Origin of the sequence: Salipiger bermudensis (assembly GCF_020171625.1) — a bacterium.
Taxonomy (GTDB): domain Bacteria; phylum Pseudomonadota; class Alphaproteobacteria; order Rhodobacterales; family Rhodobacteraceae; genus Salipiger; species Salipiger bermudensis_B.
Window position 1 is genome coordinate 171,878 of sequence record NZ_JAIUZY010000008.1, and the last position, 23,545, is coordinate 195,422.

General features: G+C 67.8%; 23 protein-coding genes. 17 read left to right on the plus strand and 6 right to left on the minus strand.

The genetic code is table 11. The features are described 5' to 3' along the window. Window positions 1-70 precede the first annotated feature (70 nt). The 11 genes from LCM15_RS15530 to LCM15_RS15580 all read left to right on the plus strand — a co-directional run bounded on the left by LCM15_RS15530 (window position 71) and on the right by LCM15_RS15580 (window position 10,639). Window positions 71-934 (plus strand): branched-chain amino acid aminotransferase, encoded by an 864-nt coding sequence (locus tag LCM15_RS15530; protein ID WP_224858003.1) that lies wholly within the window; start codon window positions 71-73, stop codon window positions 932-934. Between the two features lie 79 nt (window positions 935-1,013). Then, entirely contained in the window at window positions 1,014-1,469 is a 456-nt protein-coding gene (locus LCM15_RS15535) for a universal stress protein (protein WP_224858007.1), read from the plus strand. A 243-nt stretch (window positions 1,470-1,712) separates the two neighbouring features. After that, a complete protein-coding gene (locus LCM15_RS15540) occupies window positions 1,713-2,273 on the plus strand; it encodes a NifU family protein (protein ID WP_224858009.1) in 561 nt (186 codons plus the stop codon). A gap of 58 nt (window positions 2,274-2,331) precedes the next feature. Next, on the plus strand, window positions 2,332-2,955 hold the full coding sequence (gene tsaB, locus LCM15_RS15545; RefSeq protein WP_224858011.1) for a tRNA (adenosine(37)-N6)-threonylcarbamoyltransferase complex dimerization subunit type 1 TsaB: 624 nt from the start codon (window positions 2,332-2,334) through the stop codon (window positions 2,953-2,955). Beyond that, window positions 2,952-3,371: a GNAT family N-acetyltransferase gene (locus LCM15_RS15550; RefSeq protein WP_224858013.1), complete on the plus strand. Its 420-nt coding sequence runs from the start codon at window positions 2,952-2,954 to the stop codon at window positions 3,369-3,371. The genes tsaB and LCM15_RS15550 overlap by 4 nt, the downstream gene beginning before the upstream one ends. A gap of 150 nt (window positions 3,372-3,521) precedes the next feature. Continuing rightward, window positions 3,522-4,526: a BMP family lipoprotein gene (locus LCM15_RS15555; protein ID WP_224858014.1), complete on the plus strand. Its 1,005-nt coding sequence runs from the start codon at window positions 3,522-3,524 to the stop codon at window positions 4,524-4,526. A 129-nt stretch (window positions 4,527-4,655) separates the two neighbouring features. Then, the gene (locus LCM15_RS15560; protein ID WP_224858015.1) at window positions 4,656-6,254 is read left to right on the plus strand and encodes an ABC transporter ATP-binding protein; all 1,599 of its coding nucleotides are present in this window, start codon (window positions 4,656-4,658) and stop codon (window positions 6,252-6,254) included. Between the two features lie 101 nt (window positions 6,255-6,355). Further along, entirely contained in the window at window positions 6,356-7,450 is a 1,095-nt protein-coding gene (locus tag LCM15_RS15565) for an ABC transporter permease (protein ID WP_224858016.1), read from the plus strand. Continuing rightward, window positions 7,450-8,415: an ABC transporter permease gene (locus LCM15_RS15570; RefSeq protein ID WP_224858018.1), complete on the plus strand. Its 966-nt coding sequence runs from the start codon at window positions 7,450-7,452 to the stop codon at window positions 8,413-8,415. Before LCM15_RS15565 ends, LCM15_RS15570 begins: the two co-directional genes overlap by 1 nt. 65 nt (window positions 8,416-8,480) lie before the next feature. Beyond that, a complete protein-coding gene (fmt, locus tag LCM15_RS15575; protein ID WP_224858019.1) occupies window positions 8,481-9,395 on the plus strand; it encodes a methionyl-tRNA formyltransferase in 915 nt (304 codons plus the stop codon). A gap of 257 nt (window positions 9,396-9,652) precedes the next feature. Beyond that, window positions 9,653-10,639, plus strand: a complete 987-nt coding sequence (locus tag LCM15_RS15580; protein WP_224858020.1) for a glutathione S-transferase family protein — start codon at window positions 9,653-9,655, stop codon at window positions 10,637-10,639. A gap of 6 nt (window positions 10,640-10,645) precedes the next feature. Here the strand turns inward: LCM15_RS15580 and LCM15_RS15585 are convergent, their stop codons facing one another. After that, the gene (locus tag LCM15_RS15585) at window positions 10,646-11,014 is read right to left on the minus strand and encodes a response regulator transcription factor (RefSeq protein ID WP_224858021.1); all 369 of its coding nucleotides are present in this window, start codon (window positions 11,012-11,014) and stop codon (window positions 10,646-10,648) included. A gap of 176 nt (window positions 11,015-11,190) precedes the next feature. Here LCM15_RS15585 and LCM15_RS15590 point away from each other — a divergent pair, with 176 nt between their 5' ends. Continuing rightward, complete coding sequence (locus tag LCM15_RS15590; RefSeq protein WP_224858022.1) at window positions 11,191-12,366, plus strand: lytic murein transglycosylase; 1,176 nt, start codon at window positions 11,191-11,193, stop codon at window positions 12,364-12,366. Between the two features lie 64 nt (window positions 12,367-12,430). Next, the gene (locus tag LCM15_RS15595; RefSeq protein WP_224858023.1) at window positions 12,431-12,853 is read left to right on the plus strand and encodes a hypothetical protein; all 423 of its coding nucleotides are present in this window, start codon (window positions 12,431-12,433) and stop codon (window positions 12,851-12,853) included. Here the strand turns inward: LCM15_RS15595 and ade are convergent, their stop codons facing one another. Further along, window positions 12,854-14,551 (minus strand): adenine deaminase, encoded by a 1,698-nt coding sequence (gene ade / locus LCM15_RS15600; protein WP_224858024.1) that lies wholly within the window; start codon window positions 14,549-14,551, stop codon window positions 12,854-12,856. Between the two features lie 145 nt (window positions 14,552-14,696). Here ade and LCM15_RS15605 point away from each other — a divergent pair, with 145 nt between their 5' ends. Further along, window positions 14,697-16,796 carry a methyl-accepting chemotaxis protein gene (locus tag LCM15_RS15605; protein ID WP_224858025.1) on the plus strand — a complete coding sequence of 700 codons (2,100 nt, stop codon included), beginning with the start codon at window positions 14,697-14,699 and terminating at the stop codon, window positions 16,794-16,796. Between the two features lie 272 nt (window positions 16,797-17,068). Continuing rightward, window positions 17,069-17,683, plus strand: coding sequence for a response regulator transcription factor (locus tag LCM15_RS15610; protein WP_224858026.1), 615 nt, complete (start codon window positions 17,069-17,071; stop codon window positions 17,681-17,683). A 28-nt stretch (window positions 17,684-17,711) separates the two neighbouring features. Here LCM15_RS15610 and hemF read toward each other — a convergent pair whose 3' ends face one another. From hemF to clpS, 4 genes are read right to left on the minus strand one after another with little or no spacing between them, the layout of a single operon-like run. Continuing rightward, window positions 17,712-18,608, minus strand: a complete 897-nt coding sequence (gene hemF / locus LCM15_RS15615; RefSeq protein ID WP_224858027.1) for an oxygen-dependent coproporphyrinogen oxidase — start codon at window positions 18,606-18,608, stop codon at window positions 17,712-17,714. A gap of 55 nt (window positions 18,609-18,663) precedes the next feature. Continuing rightward, window positions 18,664-19,464: an SDR family NAD(P)-dependent oxidoreductase gene (locus LCM15_RS15620; protein ID WP_224858029.1), complete on the minus strand. Its 801-nt coding sequence runs from the start codon at window positions 19,462-19,464 to the stop codon at window positions 18,664-18,666. A gap of 46 nt (window positions 19,465-19,510) precedes the next feature. After that, on the minus strand, window positions 19,511-20,488 hold the full coding sequence (locus tag LCM15_RS15625) for a class I SAM-dependent methyltransferase (RefSeq protein WP_224858031.1): 978 nt from the start codon (window positions 20,486-20,488) through the stop codon (window positions 19,511-19,513). Window positions 20,489-20,513: 25 nt separating this feature from the next. Then, window positions 20,514-20,876: an ATP-dependent Clp protease adapter ClpS gene (gene clpS / locus LCM15_RS15630; RefSeq protein WP_224858033.1), complete on the minus strand. Its 363-nt coding sequence runs from the start codon at window positions 20,874-20,876 to the stop codon at window positions 20,514-20,516. 95 nt (window positions 20,877-20,971) lie between these two features. On the opposite strand from clpS, the gene LCM15_RS15635 reads away from it, so the two are divergent. Further along, the gene (locus LCM15_RS15635) at window positions 20,972-21,670 is read left to right on the plus strand and encodes an HAD family hydrolase (protein WP_224858035.1); all 699 of its coding nucleotides are present in this window, start codon (window positions 20,972-20,974) and stop codon (window positions 21,668-21,670) included. A gap of 300 nt (window positions 21,671-21,970) precedes the next feature. Then, on the plus strand, window positions 21,971-23,443 hold the full coding sequence (locus LCM15_RS15640) for a D-alanyl-D-alanine carboxypeptidase family protein (RefSeq protein WP_224858038.1): 1,473 nt from the start codon (window positions 21,971-21,973) through the stop codon (window positions 23,441-23,443). Window positions 23,444-23,545 lie beyond the last annotated feature (102 nt).

The following is a 23,545-nucleotide window of genomic DNA, read 5'->3' on the forward strand; positions in this document are numbered from 1 at the left end:
CGGCGCTGTGCACTGGACCTCGCCCGCGCCCGGCCCTAGGTTGGCGGCGCAATTCGAAGAGGGCGCACACATGGCAGTCGGCAAGAACATCCGCACCTATTTCCAGGGCACCTGGCACGACGGTGATATCTCGGTGATGCGCGCCGCCGATCACGGCGCGTGGCTCGGCAGCACGGTGTTCGACGGGGCGCGCTTCGTGAACGCGCTGGCGCCGGACCTCTGGGCGCATTGCGCGCGGGTGAACCGCTCGGCCAAGGCGCTGATGCTGCGCCCGACGGTCAGCACCGAGGAGATGGTGGAGATCGTCTGGGAAGGCCTCCGCGCCTATGGCGAGGGCGCGGCGGTCTATATCCGCCCGATGTACTGGGGCATCGGCGGCGACCAGACCGCGATCGTGCCCTCGGAAGAGCAGACCGGCTTCGCCATCTGCCTCGAAGAAATCCCCATGGCCCCCGAAAGCGCCACCACCACGCTCGCCCGGACGCGGTTCCGCCGCCCGGTGATGGAGGATTCGGTGGTCAACGCCAAGGCGGGCTGCCTCTATCCAAACAACGCCCGGATGCTGGCCGAGGTGAACGCGCGCGGTTTCGGCAACGCGCTGGTGGCCGATGCCATGGGCAACGTCGCCGAAAGCGCCACCGCCAACGTCTTCATGGTCAAGGACGGCGTCGCCTTCACCCCCATCGCCAACGGCACCTTCCTGTCGGGCATCACCCGCGCCCGCCACATCTCGAACATGCGGGCCGACGGCATGGAGGTGCACGAAGCGGTGCTGAGCTTCGCCGATTTCGAGGCCGCCGACGAGGTCTTCCTGTCGGGCAACATGAACAAGGTCACCCCGGTGACGGCGTTCGAGGAGGTCTCCTATCAGGTTGGGCCGGTCACCCGCCGGGTGCGCGAGCTGTATTGGGACTGGGCCAAGACCACCGGCTGATCTGCCGCAGGGACCGGTTGCGAAGCCCCGTTGCCAAGGGCTTTGCCCTGCACCATGATCCCGACAAGGGAGAGCCATGATGCGCAAGTTTCTCGTCATTCTCGATGACAGCCGTGAATGCCTCAACGCCATGCGCTTCGCCGCCATGCGCGCGGAGAAGACCAAGGGCGGGGTGACCATCCTGTCGGTGATCCCGCCGGACGAGTTCAACCACTGGATCGGCGTCGGCGACCTGATGCGCGAGGAGGCGCGGGAGCGCATCCACGCCCATTACGAGGTCTTCGCCAAGTGGATGCGCGACCGCCACAACGTCAATCCCGAGCTGGTGATCCGCGAGGGCGACGTGGTGACCGAGATCCTCGACCAGGTGAAGGCCGACGAGGCGATCGGCGTGCTGGTGCTGGGCGCCGCCTCGGACAAGAAGGGGCCGGGGCCACTGGTCAGCCAGCTCAGCCGCGGCTCGGGCAGCCTGCCGATCCCGGTGACCATCGTGCCGGGCGATCTCTCGAAGGAGCGGCTCGAGGACATCACCTGAGCGCTGCGCCGCGTGGCAGGCGTCGGGATGTGAGTATTTAGGGACGTAGAGAAGCAGGGGGCGTGGGCTGTGGGCGGGCAGGGCGCGGCCATGTGCGAGCGCGGGTGGTCCTCCGTAGGGCCGGGCGGCTGCGTTAAATCTCGGGGGTGCCTGGCGTCAGGCTCGTCTTAGAATGGTTCTAAACCTTGACGCTCCGCCGGGAGAGGCGCATATAGGAGGGGCCCGGAGAAAGGTACCCAAGCGATGTTCATTCAGACCGAATCCACCCCGAACCCAGCGACGCTGAAGTTCCTGCCCGGCCAGACGGTGCTAGGTGCAGGCACCGCCGACTTCCCGAGCGCCGAGGGCACCGATGCCTCGCCGCTGGCCAAGCGCCTGTTCGCCGTGACCGGTGTGAGCGGCGTCTTCCTCGGTTCGGACTTCGTCACCGTGACCAAGGCCGACGGGGCCGACTGGGATCACGTGAAGCCCGCCGTGCTGGGCGCGATCATGGAGCACTTCCAGTCCGGCGAGCCGGTGATGGCCGGTGAGGGCGGGGCCTCGGGCCATGCCGCCTTCGAAGGTGAGGACGAGGAAATCGTCGGCCAGATCAAGGAGCTGCTCGACAGCCGCGTGCGCCCGGCCGTGGCGCAGGACGGTGGCGACATCACCTTCCACGGCTTCGAGCGTGGCGTGGTCTACCTCCACATGCAGGGCGCCTGCGCCGGTTGCCCGTCCTCGACCCTGACGCTGAAGATGGGCATCGAGAACCTGCTGCGCCACTACATCCCCGAAGTGACCGAGGTGCGCCCGGTCGCCGTCTGACGGCGTCCCGCGACACCGGTCCCGAGACCCGGGCGGATCCGCCCGGGCGCAGGGTTGCATGACCGACACCGTTCTTGCCTTCGACACCTCCTCTGCCTGCGTCGCGGCCTGCCTGCTGCGCGGGACTGAGGTGCTGTGCCTGCGGCAGGAGGAGATGGCGCGCGGTCAGGCCGAGCGGCTGGTGCCGATGCTCGAGGAGATGCTGGCGGAGGCGGCGCTCGACTGGGGTGATCTCGACGCGCTCGGGGTCTGCACCGGGCCGGGCAATTTCACCGGCATTCGCATCTCGGTGGCGACGGCGCGCGGGCTGGCCCTGTCGCTGGGCATCCCGGCGGTGGGCGTGACGGCGCCGGAAGCGACGGTCTGGGGCGCGGCACGCCCGGTCGCCGCGGCGGTGTTCGGCTCGAAGCGGATGTCCTATGCGCAGCGTTTCGGCGCGGACGGCGCCGGGCCGGTGCTGTCTCTGGAAGATGACGCGGCGATCGCGGCAGAGCTGGGCGAGACGCCGGTCCTCAGCCATTCGCTGCCCTTCGCGCGCCCGGCGCAGAGCCTTGTCGAGGGCGTCGCGCGGGTGGCGGGTGAGCGCTTCCGCGCCCCGGATCTGCCGCGTCCCAGCCCGGTCTATGTGCGCCCCGCCGACGCTGCCCCCTCGCGCGAGGCGCCGCCGGCGATCCTGACGTGAGCCCGGCCGAGCTGGCCGCTCTGGCGGCGCGCGCCTACCGTCACGCACAGCCGTGGTCGGAGGCCGAGTTCGCCGCCACGCTTTCCCATCCCACCGCCTTGCTGACCTGCGCCGAGGGCGCCTTCGTGCTCGGGCGGGTGATCGTCGACGAGGCCGAGATCCTTGCGCTGGCCAGCGATCCCGACGGCCAACGGCAGGGCCGGGCGCGCAAGGTGCTCGCGTCCTTCGAGCATGATGCGCGGGCGCGAGGGGCGGTCTCGGCTTTCCTCGAGGTGGCGGCGGAAAACGCTCCGGCGCGGGGGCTTTACGCCGCCTGCGGCTACGGCGAGACCGGTCGGCGCAAGGGCTATTACCGGCTGGCCGACGGCTCCCGCGACGATGCGCTGCTCATGACCAAGGCGCTGACCCTGCGTTAGCAGTCACGGTGCGGAAATCGCCGCGTCACGGGGTGCAGAATCCGGTTGACCCTGTTGCTTCCCAAGGCCTTAAATCGAGGATGATCTGCACGGATCAGGCATAAGAGCTGCGCGCGAGCCCGCGCCGCCACCACCACCTGGGAGCAACCAATGACCCTGATGACCAAATTCCTCGGCGCGAGCGCCGCGCTGGCGCTGACCGCAGGTGCCGCGCTGGCCGATCCGGCGCTGGTCTACGACCTTGGCGGAAAATTCGACAAGAGCTTCAACGAGGCCGCCTATAACGGCGCCGAAGCCTATGTCGCCGCGACCGGCGGCAGCTATCGCGATATCGAGCTGCAGTCCGAAGCGCAGCGCGAGCAGGCCCTGCGCCGCTTCGCCGAGGCCGGCTTCAACCCGGTGGTCACCACCGGCTTCTCCATGTCGACCCCGATCGCCTCGGTGGCGGCGGATTACCCGGACACCAAGTTCGTCACCATCGACGGCTTCGTGAACCCCGAAGAGCACCCCAACGTGCTCTCCATCCTCTTCTCCGAGCACGAAGGCTCGTATCTCGTCGGCATGATGGCGGCGATGGCCTCTGAAAGCGGCACCGTGGGCTTCGTGGGGGGCATGGACGTGCCGCTGATCCGCAAGTTCGCCTGCGGCTATGCGCAGGGCGTGATGGCCGCCAACCCCGACGCCACGGTGATCGCCAACATGACCGGCACCACCCCGGCAGCCTGGAACGATCCGGTGAAGGGCTCGGAGCTTGCCAAGGCGCAGATCAGCCAGGGCGCCGACGTGATCTATGCCGCCGCCGGTGGCACCGGCCTCGGCGTGCTGCAGACCGCCGCCGACGAGGACATCCTGTCGGTCGGCGTGGACAGCAACCAGAACCACCTGCACCCGGGCAAGGTGCTGACCTCGATGCTCAAGCGAGTCGACGTGGCGGTGCAGGAAGCTATGACCGCGGGCGACGAACTCGAGACCGGCGTGATGGTGCTGGGTCTGGCCGAGAACGGCGTCGGCTACGCGCTCGACGACAACAACGAGGCGCTGATCACCGAAGAGATGAAGACCGCGGTCGACGAGGCGCGCGAGCAGATCATCGCAGGCGAGGTCGCGGTGCACGACTACTCGTCCGACGACAGTTGCCCCGTGCTGAACTTCTGAGTACATGCGGGCCGGTGATCCCGGCCCGTTCCTAGAATGGGCCGGCTCCTCCGCCCTTGCGGGCATCCTCGCGATGACGCCCGCTCGGGCCGGGGAGCCGCGCTACCAGACACGACCCGGGAACCTGCCATGACCGCCCCCGCCATCGAGCTGCAAGGCATCTCCAAGGCCTTCGGCCCCGTCCAGGCCAACAAGGACATCTCGATCCGCGTCATGCCGGGCACGATCCACGGCATCATCGGCGAGAACGGCGCCGGGAAGTCGACGCTGATGTCGATCCTGTACGGTTTCTACAAGGCCGATTCAGGCGACATCTTCATCAACGGCAAGCGCACCGAGATCAACGACAGCCAGGCGGCGATCACCGCCGGCATCGGCATGGTGTTCCAGCATTTTAAGCTGGTGCAGAACTTCACCGTGCTCGAGAACGTCATCCTCGGGGCCGAGGACGGCCCGATGCTCAACACCTCCCTGGCCCGCGCCCGCGGCGTGCTGCGCCAGCTGTCCGAGGAATACGAGCTCTCGGTCGATCCCGACCAGCTGATCGAGAATCTCAGCGTCGGCCACCAGCAGCGGGTCGAGATCCTCAAGGCGCTCTACCGGCAGGCCGACATCCTGATCCTCGACGAGCCGACCGGCGTGCTCACCCCCGCCGAGGCCGACCACCTGTTTCGCATCCTCGACAACCTCCGGGCCGAGGGCAAGACGATCATCCTGATCACCCACAAGCTGCGCGAGATCATGGAGATCACCGACACCGTCTCGGTGATGCGCCGCGGCCAGATGACCGCCACCGTCAAGACCCGCGAGACCTCGCCCGAGGAGCTGGCCGAGCTGATGGTCGGCCGCAAGGTGCTGCTCAGGGTCGACAAGGCGCCGGCCCAGATCGGCGCGCCGGTGCTGCAGGTCGAGGGCCTGCGCCATGTCGACAGCCACGGGGTCGAGCGGCTCAAGGGCGTCTCGCTCGAGGTCCGCGCCGGCGAGATCCTCGGCATCGCCGGCGTCGCCGGCAACGGCCAGTCTGAGCTGCTCGAGGTGCTGGGCGGCTATGCCGACGCCACCGGCCGGGTGCTGGTCAACGGCTCCGAGATCGACCTGACCGGCGCCAAGTCCGACGGCCAGTCGCGCCGCGCCCGCGGCATTGCCCACGTCCCCGAGGACCGGCAGACCGAGGGCCTGATCATGTCCTACACCGCGTGGGAGAACATCGTCTTCGGCTATCACCGCGACCCGCGCTACCAGTCCGGCCTGCTGATGAACAACGCGCTGATCCGCGAGGAGGCGCAGGACAAGATGACCCGCTACGACGTGCGTCCGCCGGACCCGCAGCTCGCGGCGCGGAACTTCTCCGGCGGCAACCAGCAAAAGATCGTGCTGGCGCGCGAGATCGAGCGCGACCCGGATATCCTGCTGATCGGCCAGCCGACCCGCGGCGTCGATATCGGCGCCATCGAGTTCATCCACCAGGAAATCGTGCGCCTGCGCGACAAGGGCAAGGCGATCCTGCTGGTCTCGGTCGAGCTTGACGAGATCCTGTCGCTGTCCGACCGCATCGCGGTGATGTTCGACGGCCAGATCATGGGCGAGCGTCTGCCCTCCGAGACCGACCAGACCGAGCTTGGCCTGCTGATGGCGGGCGTCACCGAGCGGCCCGACAAGCCGCTGATCGAGGCGGTCGATGCGGCACTGCACGAGAAGGAAGCCCGGGAGGCACGGCAGCATGACTGAGCCCGCCCGCACCAACGCGTCCCCTGCTTCTTTACGTCCCAAATACTCCCGCCGGAGGCACCCGCGCCCGCAGGGCGCGCCAATGAACCAAGAGGCCCCGAATGGATAAGATGCCCGCCTGGGCCGACGCGGTGCTCGTGCCCCTGATCTCGATCCTGCTTGCCGCCGCGCTCTCGGCGCTGGTGATCCTCGCCATCGGCGAGAACCCGGTCGATGCCTTCAAGCTGATGGTCGAGGGCGCGCTGATGCGCAGCGCCGGCTGGGGCTACACGCTCTACTACGCCACCAACTTCATCTTCACCGGGCTCTGCGTCGCGGTGGCCTTCCACGCCAAGATGTTCAACATCGGCGGCGAGGGGCAGGCGATGATCGGCGGGCTCGGGGTGGCGCTGGTCTGCCTGTTCATCCCGTTCCCGCACTGGAGCATCGCGCTTCTGGTGGCGATGCTGGCCGCCGGCCTTTTCGGTGCGCTCTGGGCGCTGATCCCGGCCTATCTTCAGGCCAAGCGCGGCAGCCACATCGTCATCACCACGATCATGTTCAACTTCATCGCCGCGGCGGTGCTGAACTACGTGCTCGTCAACGTGCTGCGCCCCACCGGCGCCATGGACCCGGCCACCGCCGAGTTCCCCGCGGCAACCCATCTGCCCACCTTTCAGGACATGTTCGCCACCGCCGACAACCCGCTGTTCCGCGGCTCGCCGGCCAACGTGACCTTCTTCCTCGCGGTGCTGGCCTGCCTCGCCTTCTGGTTCCTGATGTGGCGCACCAAGCTTGGCTACGAGATCCGCGCCTTCGGCTTCTCCGAGAGCGGCGCGCGATATGCCGGCATCTCGCCGGTGCGGATCACCATCGTGGCGATGCTGATCTCGGGCGGTCTGGCCGGCATGATGGCGCTCAACACCACGATGGGCGAGGCCGAGCGGCTGGTGATGAACGCCACCGAAGGGGCGGGGTTCATCGGCATCGCGGTGGCGCTGATGGGGCGCTCGCACCCGGTGGGGATCTTCCTCGCGGCGCTGCTCTTCGGCTTTCTCTACCAGGGCGGGGCGGAGCTGGCGCTCTGGACCAATATCCCGCGCGAGCTGATCACCGTGATCCAGGCGCTGGTGATCCTGTTCACCGGGGCGCTCGACAACATGGTGCGGATGCCGCTTGAACGCATCTTCATGGCGACCCGGCGGAGGAACGGCTGATGGATTTCGCAACCCTGCTGCAGGTGCTCGATTCCACCGTGCGCCTTGCCACGCCGCTGCTTTTCGCCTGCCTCGCCGGGCTGTTCTCCGAGCGCTCGGGCGTCGTGGATATCGGCCTCGAGGGCAAGATGCTCGCCGCCGCCTTCGCCTCCGCCGCCATCGCGGCGGTGACCGGCTCGGTCTGGCTCGGCCTGCTGGCCGGGATCGTCTCGGCCACGCTGATGAGCGCCATTCACGGGCTCGCCTCGATCACCTTCCGTGGCAACCAGCTGATCTCCGGGGTGGCGATCAACTTCCTTGCCTCGGGCCTGACGGTGCTGATCGCGCAGAGCTGGTTCGGGCAGGGCGGGCGCACGCCCTCGCTGATCGGGGCCGGGCGCTTCACCGGCATCACGCTGCCCTTCGCCGAGGCGCTCTCGGACGTGCCGGTGATCGGGCCGATCTATGCCGAGCTGATCTCGGGCCACTCGATCCTCGTCTATGTCGCCTTCCTGATGGTGCCGCTGACGTGGTTCATCCTGTATCGCACCCGCTTTGGCCTGCGCCTGCGCGCGGTGGGCGAGGCCCCCGAGGCGGTGGATACCGCCGGGGTCTCGGTGATCGGGCTGCGCTATGCCGCCATCGCCATCTGCGGCCTGCTCTGCGGTCTCGCGGGCGCCTATCTCGCCACCGGCCTGCAGGCGGGCTTCGTGCGCGAGATGACCGCCGGGCGCGGCTACATTGCGCTGGCGGCGCTGATCTTCGCCAAGTGGCGGCCGTGGTACGCGCTCTGGGCCTGCCTGCTCTTCGGCCTGCTGCAGGCGGTGGCGCTGCGCTACCAGAACATTGATCTCGGCGCCTTCGTGGTGCCGGTGCAGGTGATGGACGCGCTGCCCTATATCCTGACGGTGATTATCCTCGCGGGCTTCGTCGGCAAGGCGATCCCGCCGCGCGCCAGCGGCGAGCCCTACCTCAAGGAGCGCTGAGCACTGGCCTCCGCCCCTCCGAGCGACTATCTCGGACGGGAATGAGCGCAGCAAGGAGCAGGCCAATGCGGGTGATCTTCATGGGAACGCCGGACTTCTCGGTGCCGGTGCTCGACGCGCTGGTCGAGGCCGGGCACGAGATCGCCGCGGTCTACTGCCAGCCGCCGCGCCCCGCCGGACGTGGCAAGAAGGACCGGCCGACGCCGGTCCATGCCCGCGCCGAGGCGCTGGGGCTCGAGGTGCGCCACCCGGTGAGCCTGAAGCCCGCCGAGGAGCAGGCCCGCTTCGCCGAGCTGAAGGCCGACATCGCGGTGGTGGTGGCCTACGGGCTGATCCTGCCGCAGGCCATCCTCGACGCGCCCGCGAAGGGCTGCCTCAACATCCACGCATCGCTGCTGCCGCGCTGGCGCGGGGCCGCGCCGATCCATCGCGCGATCCTGTCGGGCGATGCGCAGACCGGCATCTGCATCATGCAGATGGAGGCCGGGCTCGACACCGGCCCGGTGCTATTGCGCGAGGCGACGGAGATCGGCGCGGAGGAAACCACCGGCGAACTGCACGACCGCCTCAGCGCCATGGGCGCGGATCTGATCGTGCAGGCGCTGTCGCAGCTGGACGGGCTCACCCCCGAGGTGCAGCCCGAAGAGGGCGTCACCTACGCGCAGAAGATCGACAAGGTTGAGGCGGCGGTGGACTGGTCGCGCCCGGCGGAGGAGATCTCGCGCCAGATCCGCGGGCTGGCCCCGTTCCCCGGCGCGTGGACCACGCTGGGCGAGCACCGCATCAAGCTCCTGGGCGCCCGCGTGTTCGACGGGCAGGGGGCGCCGGGCACCGCGCTCGACGATGGCTTCACCATCGCCTGTGGCGCGGGGGCGGTGCAGGTGACCCGGGCGCAGCGCGCCGGCAAGGGGGCGCAGGACGCCGAGACCTTCCTGCGCGGCATGGCGATCCCGCAGGGTGTAACGCTCGGGGCAGGCTGATAGTCTCCACGATGATCGGCGCGGTCAGGGAACACCGGGCATGGCGGCGCGGCAATGGCCCTGTGGCCGATCGGGCGCGCGGGTGTCATGGCGCCGTGGAGTGGCGCGCCGTCCGTCAAAAACCCCGCCTTCGACACCGCCCGCGCGCCGGTTCCGTGCTGCCCTGTGCGGACGCGCGAAGACCCTGCGCGCCGCGCCGCAATTGCCTGCAGGCGCCCAGAGCCTAATTCTTCTCGCAACCAAAGAGGAGAGAGCCAATGGGTTTGCTGGTTGACGGCGAATGGCAGGACCGCTGGGACTACAACGACGACAGCGGCAAATTTCAGCGCAGCGAGACATCGTTTCGCAACTGGGTCACCGCCGATGGCAGCGCCGGCCCCTCGGGCAAGGGCGGCTTCAGGGCCGAGCCGGATCGCTATCATCTCTATGTCAGCTATGCCTGCCCGTGGGCGCACCGGGCGCTGGTGTTCCGCGCGCTCAAGGGGCTCGAGGAGCTGATCCCGGTGAGCGTGGTGCACCCCGACATGCTTTCGGACGGCTGGACCTTCAAGACCGATTTCCCCGGCGCCACCGGCGACCGGCTCTATGATCTGCCGTTCCTGCGCGATATCTATACCAAGGCAGAGCCCAAGATGTCGGGGCGCGTCACGGTGCCGGTGCTCTGGGACAAGCAGCGCGAGACCATCGTGTCGAACGAGAGCGCCGAGATCATCCGCATGTTCAACGAGGCCTTCGACGGGCTGACCGGCAACAGCGACGATTACTGGCCCGAAGAGCTGCGCGAGGCCATCGAGCCGGTCAACGCGCGGATCTACGACACCGTCAACAACGGCGTCTACAAGGCCGGCTTCGCCACCTCGCAGGAGGCCTATGACGATGCGGTCGGGCCGCTCTTCGAGAGCCTCGACTGGATCGAGGAGCGTCTGTCCAAGGGCCGCTACCTGATGGGCGACCGGATCACCGAAGCCGACTGGCGCCTGTTCACAACGCTGATCCGTTTCGACGAGGTCTATTACGTGCACTTCAAGTGCAACAAGTCGAGGATCGTCGACTATCCCAACCTCTGGGCCTACACGCGCGAACTCTACCAGTGGCCGGGCGTCGCCGACACGGTGCATTTCGATCATTTCCGGCGGCACTACTATTACAGCCACGACATGATCAATCCCAACCGGATCATCCCGGCAGGGCCCGATCTCGACCTGATGGCCCCGCATGGGCGCGAGGCGCTCGGGGGCGCCTGAGCCGTCTTAGCGCGGCTCGTGCTGGCCGAAATGCTCGACCATCGCGGCAAGGTCTGACGGCGGCGTCGCGCTTGGCACGAAGGCGCAGGCGTTGCTGCAGAGCTGGAAGATCGAGCCGTCGGAAAAGAACGAGGTGTTGGTGACGAAGATCACCTTCGCCTCGGGCCAGCGGTAATTGGCGAAATCGGCGACGGCGAGGGCGCTGCCCTCGGCGAGCACGAGATCAAGGACGATGATGTCGATCGGCGTGTCGTGTAGGTGCTCCGTCGCCGCCTCTTCGGTCTGCGCGACGGTGACCGTCGCACCAAGCCGCGCCAGATGGCGCGACCACAGGCCACCCAGTTCTTCCCGACTTTCGACGATAAGCACGTTCATGCGCGTCTCCGATGGCTCCGGGGCCCGGCGATGAGGCCTTTGTCCTCCTCAGTTCTAAACAAATGTTTAACGCTATCATAACGAATGTGAACGAAACGCAAACATCGGCAGGATGCCGCTTCTTGCACCGCGTCGCGGGGCTGCTACTGTGCCGCCAAACGCGAAAAGAGGTTCACATGCGCGCGCTCTCCTGTCTCCTCGCCCTTGCGATCTCCGGTGCCGCCGCCGCTCAGGAGGTGCCCTGCGGTGGCGACTTCCAGACCTTCAAGGCAGGGCTGCGGGACGAGGCGGTGGCGATGGGGCACGACCCGCAGGTGGCGCGGCGCTTCCTCTCGGGTGCACGGCAGGACCCCCGCGTGCTGCGCCGCGATCGGGCGCAGGGCATCTTCCAGACGCCGTTCATCGAGTTCTCGCGCAAACTGATCAGCCAGGACCGGCTCGACCGGGGGCGGGCGCTCTCGCAGCGCTGGGACGAGGTCTTCGACCGGATCGAGCGCGACTACGGCATCTCGCGGGGCGTGCTGCTGGCGTTCTGGGCCTTCGAGACCGATTACGGCGCCTTCCAGGGCGACTTCAACACGCTGAACGCGCTGGTCACGCTGGCGCATGACTGCCGCCGCCCCGAGATTTTCCGGCCGCAGATCTTCGCCGCGATGGAGCTTTACGCGCGCGGCGATTTCGATCCCGCCACCACCACCGGTGCCTGGGCGGGCGAGATCGGGATGGTGCAGATGCTGCCCCGCGACATCCTCGAGAACGGCATGGACGGCGACGGCGACGGCCATGTGACGCTGAAGACCTCTGCGCCGGACGCGCTGCTCTCGGGCGCCAAGATGCTCTCGGAGTTGGGCTGGCGCCACGGCGAGCCGTGGCTGCAGGAGGTGGTCCTGCCCGCCGGGATGGACTGGTCGCTGACCGGGCTCGAGACCACGATGAGCGTCGCCGAATGGGAGCGCCTCGGCGTGCGTGCCCGCGAGGGGGCGCTGGACGACGGCCGGCTCGAAGCCTCGATCCTTCTGCCGCAGGGGCGCGGTGGGCCGAGCTTCATCGCCTACCCGAACTTCCGCGTCTATTTCGAGTGGAACCAGAGCTTCACCTACGTCATGACCGCCGCCTATTTCGCCGCCCGGCTTGAGGGGGCGTCGGTCTACGATCCGGGCAATCCCGATCCCGGCCTGTCGGGCGAGCAGATGCTGGCGCTGCAGCGCGCGCTCGACGCCAAGGGCTACGACGTCGGCGGCATCGACGGCATTCTCGGGGCGGGCACGCGCTCGGCGGTGCGTGACCTGCAGACCCGGCTGGGGCTCCCGGCGGATGGCTGGCCCACGACCGAGCTGCTGAACATGCTCTGAGCCCGGCCTGACCGGCATCTGAACAGCGCTGGAACCCGGTCCGGCGCCGTCTCGTTATATCGCCATGATACGGGATTTCGCATTGCCGTTCGCCCTGCTTTCGCTGTTGCAGGTCGGTTTCTGTGCGCCGGACCAGGCGTCGACCCCATCCGAGGTGGTGGAGCTCGAGGTGTTGCCCGACGAGATGCGGGGGCGCTGGGGGCTGAGCGATGCGGACTGCTCGCGGGGCGGGGCCGATGCCGAAGGCCTGATGGTCGTCACCGCCCGCCACTTCACCGTTTACGACTCGCGCGCCACACTGCGCGAGGTGGCGCAACTCGGCCCCGAGACGGTGAAGGCTGAGTTCGCCTTCACCGGCGCCGGCGCCACGTGGTCGCAGGACGTCTCGCTCACCCTCGCCGAAGACGGAGACACCCTGCGACGGCAGGAGACCGGGCCCGATGCCGATTCCGTGGACCTGACTTACCGGCGCTGTGACCCCGGCTGATCAGCCGGGTATGATCTCGAACTTCAGCACGTCGACCATGCCGCGGTCGGTGATCTTCAGCGACGGGATCACCGGCAGCGCAAGGAAGGCGAGCTGCAGGAACGGCTCTTCCAGCGTCACGCCCAGCGTCCGTGCCGCGGCGCGCAGTTCGACCAGCCGGTCTCGCACGTCCTCGAAGGGCGCGAGGCTCATCAGCCCCGCCACCGGCAGCGCCAGCTCGGCGAGGATCTCTCCGTCCCGCGCCACCACGAAGCCGCCCTCGATCTCTGCGAGCCGGTTCGCCGCCAAGGCCATGTCGTCGTAGTCGACGCCGACGCAGGCGATATTGTGGTGATCGTGGCAGACCGTCGAGGCAATCGCGCCGTGCGTCAGGCCGAAGCCTTTCACGAAGCCGGTCGCCACGTTGCCGTTCTTTCCATGCCGCTCGGCGACCGCGATGCGCACGAGGTCGCGGCCCGCGTCGGGGCGCTTGTCGCCGTCCTCGATCGCAATCGTCTCGCGCAGGTGGTCGGTGAGGATCTGGCCCTCGCGGATGCCGATGACATCGGTCTCTTCGCGATTGCCGGTGGCGCGGAACTGCTCGGGCATAAGCTGCGGCGCCTTGACCGAGCCGCGCCCCACCGGCGCGACCGTTCCGCGCGCCGCGAAAGCGGCGTCGTCCGCCACCACGCCGCCCGCCAGAACCAGTTGCGCGTGGCAGCCCTCGAGCGAGTCGATGGCGACGATATCGGCGCGCTTGCCCGGCGCGATCATGCCGCGATCCTTGAGCCCGAACGCCTCCGCCGCCGACAGGGTGGCCGCGCGGTAGACCGCCAGCGGCGGGGTGCCGAGCGCGATCATGGTGCGGATCATGTAATCGAGGTGGCCATGCTCGGCGATGTCCAGCGGGTTGCGGTCGTCGGTGCACAGGCACATGTAGGGCGCGGTCCGCTCGCTCAGCAGCGGCTGCAGCGCGTGCATGTCCTTCGAGACCGAGCCCTCGCGGATCAGCACCCGCATCCCCTTGCGCAGCTTCTCGAGCGCTTCCTCGGCGCTGGTCGCCTCGTGCTCGGTGCGGATGCCGGCCGCCACGTAGGCGTTGAGATCCTTGCCCGAAAGCAGCGGGCAGTGGCCATCCACGTGGCCGCCCTCGAACAGCCGCAGCTTCTTCATCGCCTCGGGATCGCGGTGGATCACGCCCGGATAGTTCATGAACTCGGCCAGCCCGATGCCCGACGCATGCCCCATGAGCGCCGCCAGATCCTCGGCCAGAAGCTCCGCCCCGGCGGTCTCCATATGGGTCGACGGCACGCAGGAGGACAGCTGCACGCGGATGTCCATCAACGTGTGCGCGCTTGCCTCCTGGAAGTAGCGGATGCCCGCGGCGCCGATCACGTTGGCGATCTCGTGCGGGTCGCAGATCGCGGTGGTGACCCCGCGCGGGGTCACGCAGCGGTCGAACTCGAACGGGGTGACGAGGCTGCTTTCGATATGCAGGTGGGTGTCGATGAAGCCGGGCACGAGGATCAGCCCGCTCACGTCGATCACCTCGCGCGCCTCGTAGGACTCGAGGATGCCGACGATGGTGCCGCCGCAGATCGCCACGTCGCCCTCGAGCAGGTCGCCGGTGACGAGATCGAGGATGCGGCCTCCGCGCAGGACGCGGTCTGCCGGGGCGTCGCCACGCCCCTGGGCGATGCGGGTTTCGAGATCTGCCATGCCGGCCTCCGTTGTTTCGCCGGATTTTGGCACAGCCGTCCCCCGAGCGACAGGCCGCGATGGCCGGGGGGGCGGTGTTCAAGGGATCTTAACGTCTCATGGCGCACATGAGGAGGAGGATCGTGTTGAAACGGGATGCCCTGGAATGAGCCTGCGCCTGATGTTGCTGAGCGCCATCGCGCCCCTCCTGATGCTCGTGCTGTACCTCGCGAGCAACGGCCTGACGGCCTTGTCCGCGCTGTCCCAGCGCGAAGAGCTCGTGTCTCAGGTCGCCGCGGAATCGGAAACCGTGGCGGATCTCGTGCATGAGTTGCAGAAGGAGCGCGGCTATTCCGCGGGGTTCAGCGCCTCTCTCGGGCGTACGTTCCGCACCGAGCTTGCCACCCAGCGCGAGGCGACGGATGAAGCGATCCGGGCGCATGTGGCGGATCGCGCGGTGCTGTCGGACATCGCGCCCGAGCAGGTCGCCGCGGTCGAGGCCGGCGTCGCCGACCTCGAGAGACGGCGCAAGCAGATCGATACATTGTCACTGAAGGTGCCCGATCTTGCCGCCTATTACACCGGAATCATCCAATCGCTTCTGGCGGCGTCGAACCGGGTGCGGCTTGGCGCCGGGGGCGACCCGGAGGCCACGCTGATGGAGGCGGCGGAGCTGATTGCGCTCGCCAAGGAAAGCGCGGGGCTCGAACGGGCGATGGGCGCCACCGGGCTTGGCGGGGGGCGGTTCACCGACACGGTGCACCGCCGCTTCACCGACCTCGGCGCCCAGCAGCGCGCGTTCCTGACCCGGGCCGGGGCGGTGCTCGGACGGTCGGATTTCGTGGCCGGGCTGACCGAGGCGCCGGCGGCGCAGGCGCTCGAGCCGATGCGCCAGACCATCCTTGCGCTGCCCTATGGCGGCGCGCGGGGCGGGCTGTCCTCCCCGGCATGGTTCGCGGCCTCGACCGCCTGGATCGACGATCTGCGCGCCGCCGAGGCGGCGCTTGTCGCGGAGCTCGAGGAGGCGACCGCCGCCGGCGCGATCGCAGCGCGGGAGGCCCTTCGGTTCGAGGTGCTGCTGACGGCGGCGGTGGTGCTGCTCAGTACCGCCTTCGCCCTGTTCCAGTCCGAGCTTGTCACGCGGCGGCTGCGCCGCCTAACGGCGGTGATGAACGACGTGATCGGCGGCGAGTTCGACATCGCGGTGCCGCATGTCAAGGCGCGCGGGGAAATCGGCGTGATGGCGCGGTCGATCTCCCGCTTCAAGGAGATCACGCAGGCGGCCATCGAACGGCGCGAGCAAGAAAAGGCGACATTGCACGACAAGCATCGCCAGGTGGTGGAGCTGGTCACCGAGGGCCTGCACGCGCTGGCCCATGCGCGGTTGACCTTGCGCTTCGACGCGCCGCTGGCGCCGGAATACGACTCGATCCGGACCGACTTCAACACCGCCACCGCGCGGCTGCGCGAGGTCATGCTGACCCTCGCGGGCACGGTCTCGGAACTGCGCGATCAGGCGTCGGAGATGCAGGTCTCCGCCTCCGATCTTGCCGACCGGACGACCCGGCAGGCCGAGATGATCGCGCGCACCTCCGACACGGTCTCGGGCCTCACCGCGACACTGCGCGAGACCAGCGAATCCCTGAGGGACGCGAAGGACCTTGCCGACGGCGCGCGCGAACGCGCCAACCTCTCGGGCACGGTTGTCGACCGCGCGGTGAACGCGATGGACCGGATCGCCGATTCCTCGGGGCGCATCGCGCAGATCACCGGGGTGATCGAGGATATCTCCTTCCAGACCAACCTGCTGGCTCTGAACGCCGGGGTCGAGGCCGCGCGCGCCGGCGAAAGCGGCAAGGGCTTCGCCGTCGTGGCGATGGAGGTGCAAAGCCTCGCCGGGCGCTCTGCCGACGCGGCGCTCGAGATCAAGGCGCTGATCGAAGAGAGTGCCGCCGAGGTCAAGAACGGCGTCGATCTGGTCGGAGAGACAGGTCTCGCCCTGCAGACCATCCTCGAACAGATCCGCAAGGTGGACGAGGTGCTCTCGGACGTGAGCACCGCCGCCGACGGGCAGAGCCGGGAACTCGAAGAGATCAACGATGCCATCCGCCGCCTCAACGAGCTCACTGCCCAGAACGGCACGGCGGCGGAGGGTGGGCGCGACAGCTCGCACGAGATCGCGGAGCGGGTGAAACATCTGGCCGCGCTGGTGTCCGAGTTCGAGCTGAAAGCCTCCGGCCCGGATGGCAAGCTGAGGGCCGCGTGAGGGCGCTCGAGCACGGCTTTGAGAGGGTGCTCGAGCACGGCTTTGAAAATGTGTATCTGAGGGACTGCTTTTCAGAACGAATCTGTTAAGTTGTGCGCGTGACCAGTGGGATCGCCGTGTAGTTACGTAGCGGAATCATCGCCTTCCTTATTTTTTCCTCCTTTCCGCACCAGCCTGATGGGACAACCATTAAGTGATTCTTGGAATTTGAAAGGGCTTTTGGGGTGAAGGTTGATTTAGCGATGCGGCCGGAGACCGGACAGGCCGCTGCCATGCGTGTTCTTATCGCCGATGACCATGACCTCCTGCGCGATACGCTCGAGCTTTTTCTCGAGGGGGAGGGCAGCTTCGAGACCACCGGGGTTTCCACCTATCCCGAGGCCGAGGCGCGGGTCGCGACGGACGGCCCGTTCGACCTCGTGCTGCTTGATTACTCGATGCCCGGGATGAACGGTCTGACCGGCTTCACGCGGATGCAGGCGCTCGCCGGCGCGCGCCGCGTCGCCATCATCTCCGGCACCGCCAGCCGCGAGGTGGCGGAACAGGTGCTCGAGGCCGGGGCCGCGGGGTTCCTGCCCAAGACGCTCTCGGCCAAGTCGCTGGTCAACGCGGTGCGCTTCATGGCGATGGGCGAGCAATATGCGCCGCTCGATTTCATGCGCGCCGAGGAAGAGACCGAGGTGAACCCGCTGGCGGCGATGCTCTCACCGCGCGAGCTCGAGGTGCTCGAGGGGCTGACGCAGGGCAAGTCCAACAAGGAGATTGCCCGAGATCTCGACGTTCGCGAGCCCACGGTCAAGCTGCATGTGAAGTCGCTCTATCGCAAGATCAACGCCTCGAACCGCACCCATGCGGCGATGATCGCCAAGGAAGCCGGGCTGTTCTGACCGCCCGGCGCCGCGTGTCACCCCGAGATCAGACCCATTTCGCCAGCGGCGGCAGGCTCATCAGCACCGCGTTGGCGTCATGGCCGGTGGCCAGCCCGAACTTGGTGCCCCGGTCATAGACGAGGTTGTACTCGGCATAGAGTCCGCGATGCACCAGCTGCGCCTCGCGGTCCGCGGCATCGCAGTCCATCACCCGGCGGGTCGCCACCAGCGGCAGATAGGCCGGCAGGAAGGCGCGACCGATATCCTGCGTCAGCGCGAAATCCGCCTCCCAGTCGCCGCTGTTGCGGTCGTCCATGAAGATGCCGCCGACACCGCGCGCCCGCTTGCGGTGCGGGATGAAGAAATACTCGTCGGCCCAGGCCTTCAGCTCGGGGTAAAGCGCAGGGCCGTGCGGGTCGAGATGCGCCTTCTGGGTGGCGTGGAAATGCGCCGTGTCCTCGTCGTATTCGATGCAGGGGTTGAGGTCGGAGCCGCCGCCGAACCACCATGCGTTCGGGGTCCAGAACATGCGGGTGTTCATGTGCACCGCCGGAACGTGCGGATTGCGCATGTGGGCGACGAGGCTGATGCCACTGGCCCAGAAGCGCGGATCGCTCTCGATGCCGGGCACGCCGCGCGCCGCCATCGACGTCTGTGCCGCCGCGCCCAGCGTCCCGTAGACGGTCGAGACGTTGACGCCCACCTTCTCGAACACCCGGCCGCCGCGCATCACGCTCATCAGCCCGCCACCGGCATCGGAGCCGTCCTCGGCGGTGCGGCTGGTTGGGGTGACCTCGAAGGCGCCGGGCGCTTCGTCGGAGAACGGGCCGGTGTCGTGGCTCTGCTCGAGCCCCTCGAAGGCCGCCACGATCTCGTCGCGCAGGGCGCGGAACCAGTCCGAGGCGCGGGTCTTGCGCTCGGCGAAGTCGTCGGTGTCGGTCATTGCGGCTCTCCTCGCTGTGCGGGCCCGTGTTAGACCCAAGCGGGGGCGGGGGCAATCAATGCGCGGGGGCGACCACCGGGTCGATCAGCGTCCGGCCGCCATCGACAGTGAGGATCTGGCCGGTCATGAACCCGGCCCCGTCGGAGGCGAGGAACTGGACCGCCTCTGCCAGTGCGCCCGGCGCGGCGATGCGGCCGAGCGGCGTGTTGGCCTCGATTTCCTTGCGGTAGTCCGGATTGTCCTTGAGCTTGTCCTTGAGGCTGGCCGACATCACCGAGCCGAAGCCCACGCCGTTGACGCGAATGCGCTCGGGCGCCAGCGCCACCGCCAGCGAGCGGGTCATCTGATCGAGCGCGGCGCAGGAGACGGAGTAGGACAGGATCTGCTTCTGGGTGCGGCGCGAGGCGATCGAGGACAGGTTGATGATCGCACCGGCCTGCCGGTCGCTGTCGCCGCTCGATTGCTTCATCATCCGCTTGGCGACGATCTGGCTGAGCCGGTAGGCCGGCATCAGGTTCTGCCCGATCAGCGTCTCCATGGTGTCGTCTTCGAGATCGAGCGGATCGGTCGGCATCATCTGCCGCGCGCCGTTGATCAGGATGTCGACCCGGTCGAACTGGTCGAGCGTGGCCGAGAGCAGGTTGTTCAGCGTCAGCTTCTCGCGCAGGTCGCCGGCAAAGTAGCACATGTTGCCGCCGTCGGTTTCCTGCCCGCATTCCTTGGCCAGCCGGTTCTCGTCCATGTCGGCGAACATGACGTTCGCGCCCCGGTCCGCGAAATGCCGGGCGATGGCGAGGCCGACCCCGTTCGCGGCCCCGGTGACGATGGCGGTCTTGCCTTCGATCGAATAGCTCATTCGGCGTTCCCTGAGAGTTGGCGCGTCGCAGCGACGCTAGCGAAGATCAGCGGTTCGGACGAGAGCCGTGCAGGATCTTGAAGCGGCTGTCACCCGCAATCTCGTCGCTGTTGCGGAATTGGGCGGCAAGCGTGGTCTCGTAGGGCAGGTGGCGATTGGCCACCAGCCAGAGCTGCCCGGAGGGTTTCAGCATCCTGCGTGCGGCGGCGATGAAGGCCTGCCCGAGGGAGGGATCGGCGCGTCGGCCCTGGTGGAACGGCGGGTTCATCACCACGGCGTCAAGCAGCTCGGGCGGGGTCCAGGCGGTGGCGTCGGCCCAGTGGAACTGCGCCCGCGGGTCGGTGACGTTGCGGCGCGCGCAGGCAAGCGCGGCGTGGTCGGCCTCGACCATGTGCAGCGTCCTGATGCTGTCGCGGGCCAGCAGGCCGGCCCCGAGCCCGCCCCAACCGGCGCCGAGATCGGCGACCTGCCCGCCGAGCTTCTCGGGCAGCGCGGAAAGCAGGGCGGCAGAGCCCGGGTCGGGCGCGTCTGCCGAGAACACGCCCGGCGCGGTCCAGATCCCGTGGGAATTGGGAGCGGCCTCACGGGCCCAGTCGGCGAAGGCCTCGGTGGCCGTGAACCAGACCGTCTTGCCATGCGCCTTGGAGACTTGACCGAGCAGCGGCGAGCGCGCCTTCACCGCCTTGGCGATCGGCTCGATGCCGTCGGTCTTCTGGCCGTCGATGACGATCAGCCCGCCGGGGGCGGCGGCACAGGCCATGGCGATGCGGGCCTCGGCCAGCTCTCGGGCGCGGGGCAGGAAGACGATGGCGGCGGCGAAATCGCCCTCGGGCGCCAGCGCCACCGGCACGCCACGGCGCTCCCAGAGGTCGTGATCGGGCTTGAAGCCCTGCACCACGGCACAGCGCTCGAGCGGCAGGGCCTCGGAGGCCAGGTCACCGGGGGCGCCGATCAGCAGGATGCGGCCATCGTCGGGCAGGGCGAGGCCTGCCTCTGTTGCAAAACTCAATCTGTCGGTCGTCATGGCGGGGCCGGCGCGGGGGCGCGGCTCACTCCTTTTCCATGGTGCATTGCAGCGGATGCTGATGGCGGCGGGCGAAATCCATCACCTGTCCGACCTTTGTCTCGGCGATCTCGTGGCTGAACACGCCGACCACCGCGACCCCCTTCTTGTGCACCGTGAGCATGATTTCGAAGGCCTGGGCATGGGACATGCCAAAGAACCGTTCGAGCACGTGGACGACGAATTCCATCGGGGTGTAATCGTCGTTCAGCAAAAGCACCTTGTACAGCGGCGGCCGCTTGGTCTTGGGCTTGGTCTGCAGCACAACATCAGCATCGCCATCGCCGTCTCCCGGCAGGGAGGGCGTTGTCGCGAGGCGGATGGTCTGTTCCGTGATGGTGATTGTCATCTCGGGCTCAAGGCGCTTTGCGGTGGGTGGCTCGAAGGGTCTATATAAATCGGTGATTGCCCGGAGAAAAGGGTTCAGGACGGAGTCTTCGCGTTATGGCCGCGAAATTGCTGACAATCGGTTTCGATGCGGATGACACGCTTTGGCACAACGAGCGGTTCTTCAAGCTCACGCAGGCGCGATTCGCGGAGCTGCTGCAGGACCATGTGGAGGCCGATCACCTCGATGCACGGCTGCTCGAGGCGGAGCGGCGCAATATCGGGCATTACGGCTTCGGCGTGAAGGGCTTCGTGCTCTCGATGATCGAGACCGCGATCGAGGTCACCGAGGGGCGGGTGCCGGGCCACGTCATCGGCGAGATCCTCAAGGCCGGGCAGGACATGCTGGCCCATCCCATCGAGCTGCTGCCTCACGCGCAGGAGACGGTCGAGGCACTTGCGGCTGATCATCACCTCGTGCTGATCACCAAGGGCGACCTGCTGCATCAGGAGCGCAAGCTGGCGCAATCCGGGCTCGGCGACTGGTTCGATGCGGTGGAGATCGTCTCGGACAAGACACCCGAGACCTATGCCCGGATCTTCGCGGCCAGCCCGGGTGGGGCAGGGGGCGCGATGATGGTCGGCAACTCGCTGAAATCGGATGTGCGTCCGGCGATCGAGGCGGGCGGCTGGGGCGTCTATGTGCCGCAGGAGTTGATGTGGTCGCTCGAGGCGGCGGAAAAGCCCACGCACCCGCGGTTCGCAGAGCTCGCGGATCTGGGCGGGCTGGTGAGTCTGGTGCGCGAGATCGGCTGAGGGGGGCGGTTCGCCGCATTTCCGCCTTAATCGCCGTGGTAGTCGATGGTGCGAAACCGCCCCCAACATCTGGACTCGCGTGCTTCTGAAAGAGGCAGAGAATCAACATATTGCGGTCTTCCGCGATGTGATCTTCCGTGCTACGCTTCGAAATAATCATAAAGACAAGTTCACCGGAAAAACCGGGAACACCTGAGGCAGACAAAAAGGCGGAATACCGTGACGGGACGGCACAGGCAAAAGCCGGGCCGAGCAGGCCTGCAATTCATTGCACTACTCTGGTTTCTCATCGCTGCTCCGATGAGCGCGCTCGCTGCGCCCTACGCGGCGATGGTGATGGATGCCAGATCCGGCGAGGTGCTGCATTCGGAGAATGCCGACACCCCGCTGCACCCAGCATCTCTGACCAAGATGATGACGCTCTATATCGCCTTCGAGGCGGTCGAGCATGGCGAGCTGACCATGGACACGGTGGTCACGATCTCGCGCAATGCCGCGGCAGAGCCGCCCTCGAAGCTGGGGCTGCGCTCGGGGCAGAAGATCAAGCTGCGCTATCTGGTGCGGGCGGCGGCGGTGAAATCCGCCAACGATGCCGCCACCGCCATCGGCGAGGCGATCTCGGGCAGCGAGGCGGCCTTCGCGCGGCGGATGAACCGGACCGCGCAGGCGATGGGGATGTCGCGCACCACGTTCAAGAACGCCAACGGCCTGACCGAGAGCGGTCACATGTCGACGGCGCGGGACATGACGCTGCTCGGGCGGCACATGATCTACGACTATCCGCAGTACTATAACCTGTTCTCGCGCATCACCGCCCATGCCGGAATGCGCGAGGTCTACAACACCAACCGGCGGTTCCTCGGGTCCTACAAGGGCGCCGACGGCATCAAGACCGGCTACACCAATGCGGCCGGCTTCAACCTCGTGGCCTCTGCCGAGCGCGGCAGCGAGCGGGTGGTGACGACGGTGTTCGGTGGCCGCTCCACCGCGTCGCGCAACGCCAAGGTGGCGGAGCTGATGGATCTCGGCTTCAAGCGCACCAAGCCGCGCGTCGCCCTGCGGGCGCCGGGCAAGCCGCCCTATCTTGGCAACAGCGGGCTCGGCAATGTCGAGGTGGCGCGCAGCGCCGATCCCTCGCCGGACGGGGCGCAGGGCAAGACGATCCGCGTGGTGTCGGCGGCGGTGAGCCGCAGCCTGCGACCGCAATCCCGCCCCGGCGCCTCGAGCGCCGATGTCGCCCCGCTGGTGGCGAGCGTGGAGAGCGATATCGAGACCGTGCTGGCCAGCGTGCAGACCGCCGAACAGAAGACCGTGTCGGAGGTCGAGATCGCCGAAGCGGTCCCTGCGGTCGCAGAGGCCGATGCCTCGGGCGTGGCGCCCAACGCGTCGGTCAAGCCGGTGCGCCGGCCACAGGGCATCCTGATGGCCTCGGCCTCCGCCGCCGCGCCGGCGGCCCCTGCCGAAACGCAGGCGGTGGCGGTCTCTGCACCGGCGCAGGAGCCGCAGGAGGTCGTGACGCGGCTGTCGACCTCGGGTGGTCGTCACTGGGGCATCAATGTCGGGCGCTATCCCAGCCGCTACGCGGCCGAGAAGGTGCTGCTGAAGACCGCGCTGATGGAGACCTCGACGCTGGATGGTTCGCTGCGCAAGGTGGTCGACCGCAGCTCCGGCTACGACGCCAACTTCATGGGGCTGAGCCGCGAGACCGCGGATCTCGCCTGCCGCCGGCTGCAGGCGCGGCAGGTGACCTGCTTCATGATCGGGCCGAGCTGAGGCGACGCTCCTTTACCACGGCACCGGCAAAGATCCGGGCCGACTTCCAGAGCCCTGCCCCCGGTCGCAACGCCGGGGGCTTTTTCTTTGGCAACCTATCAG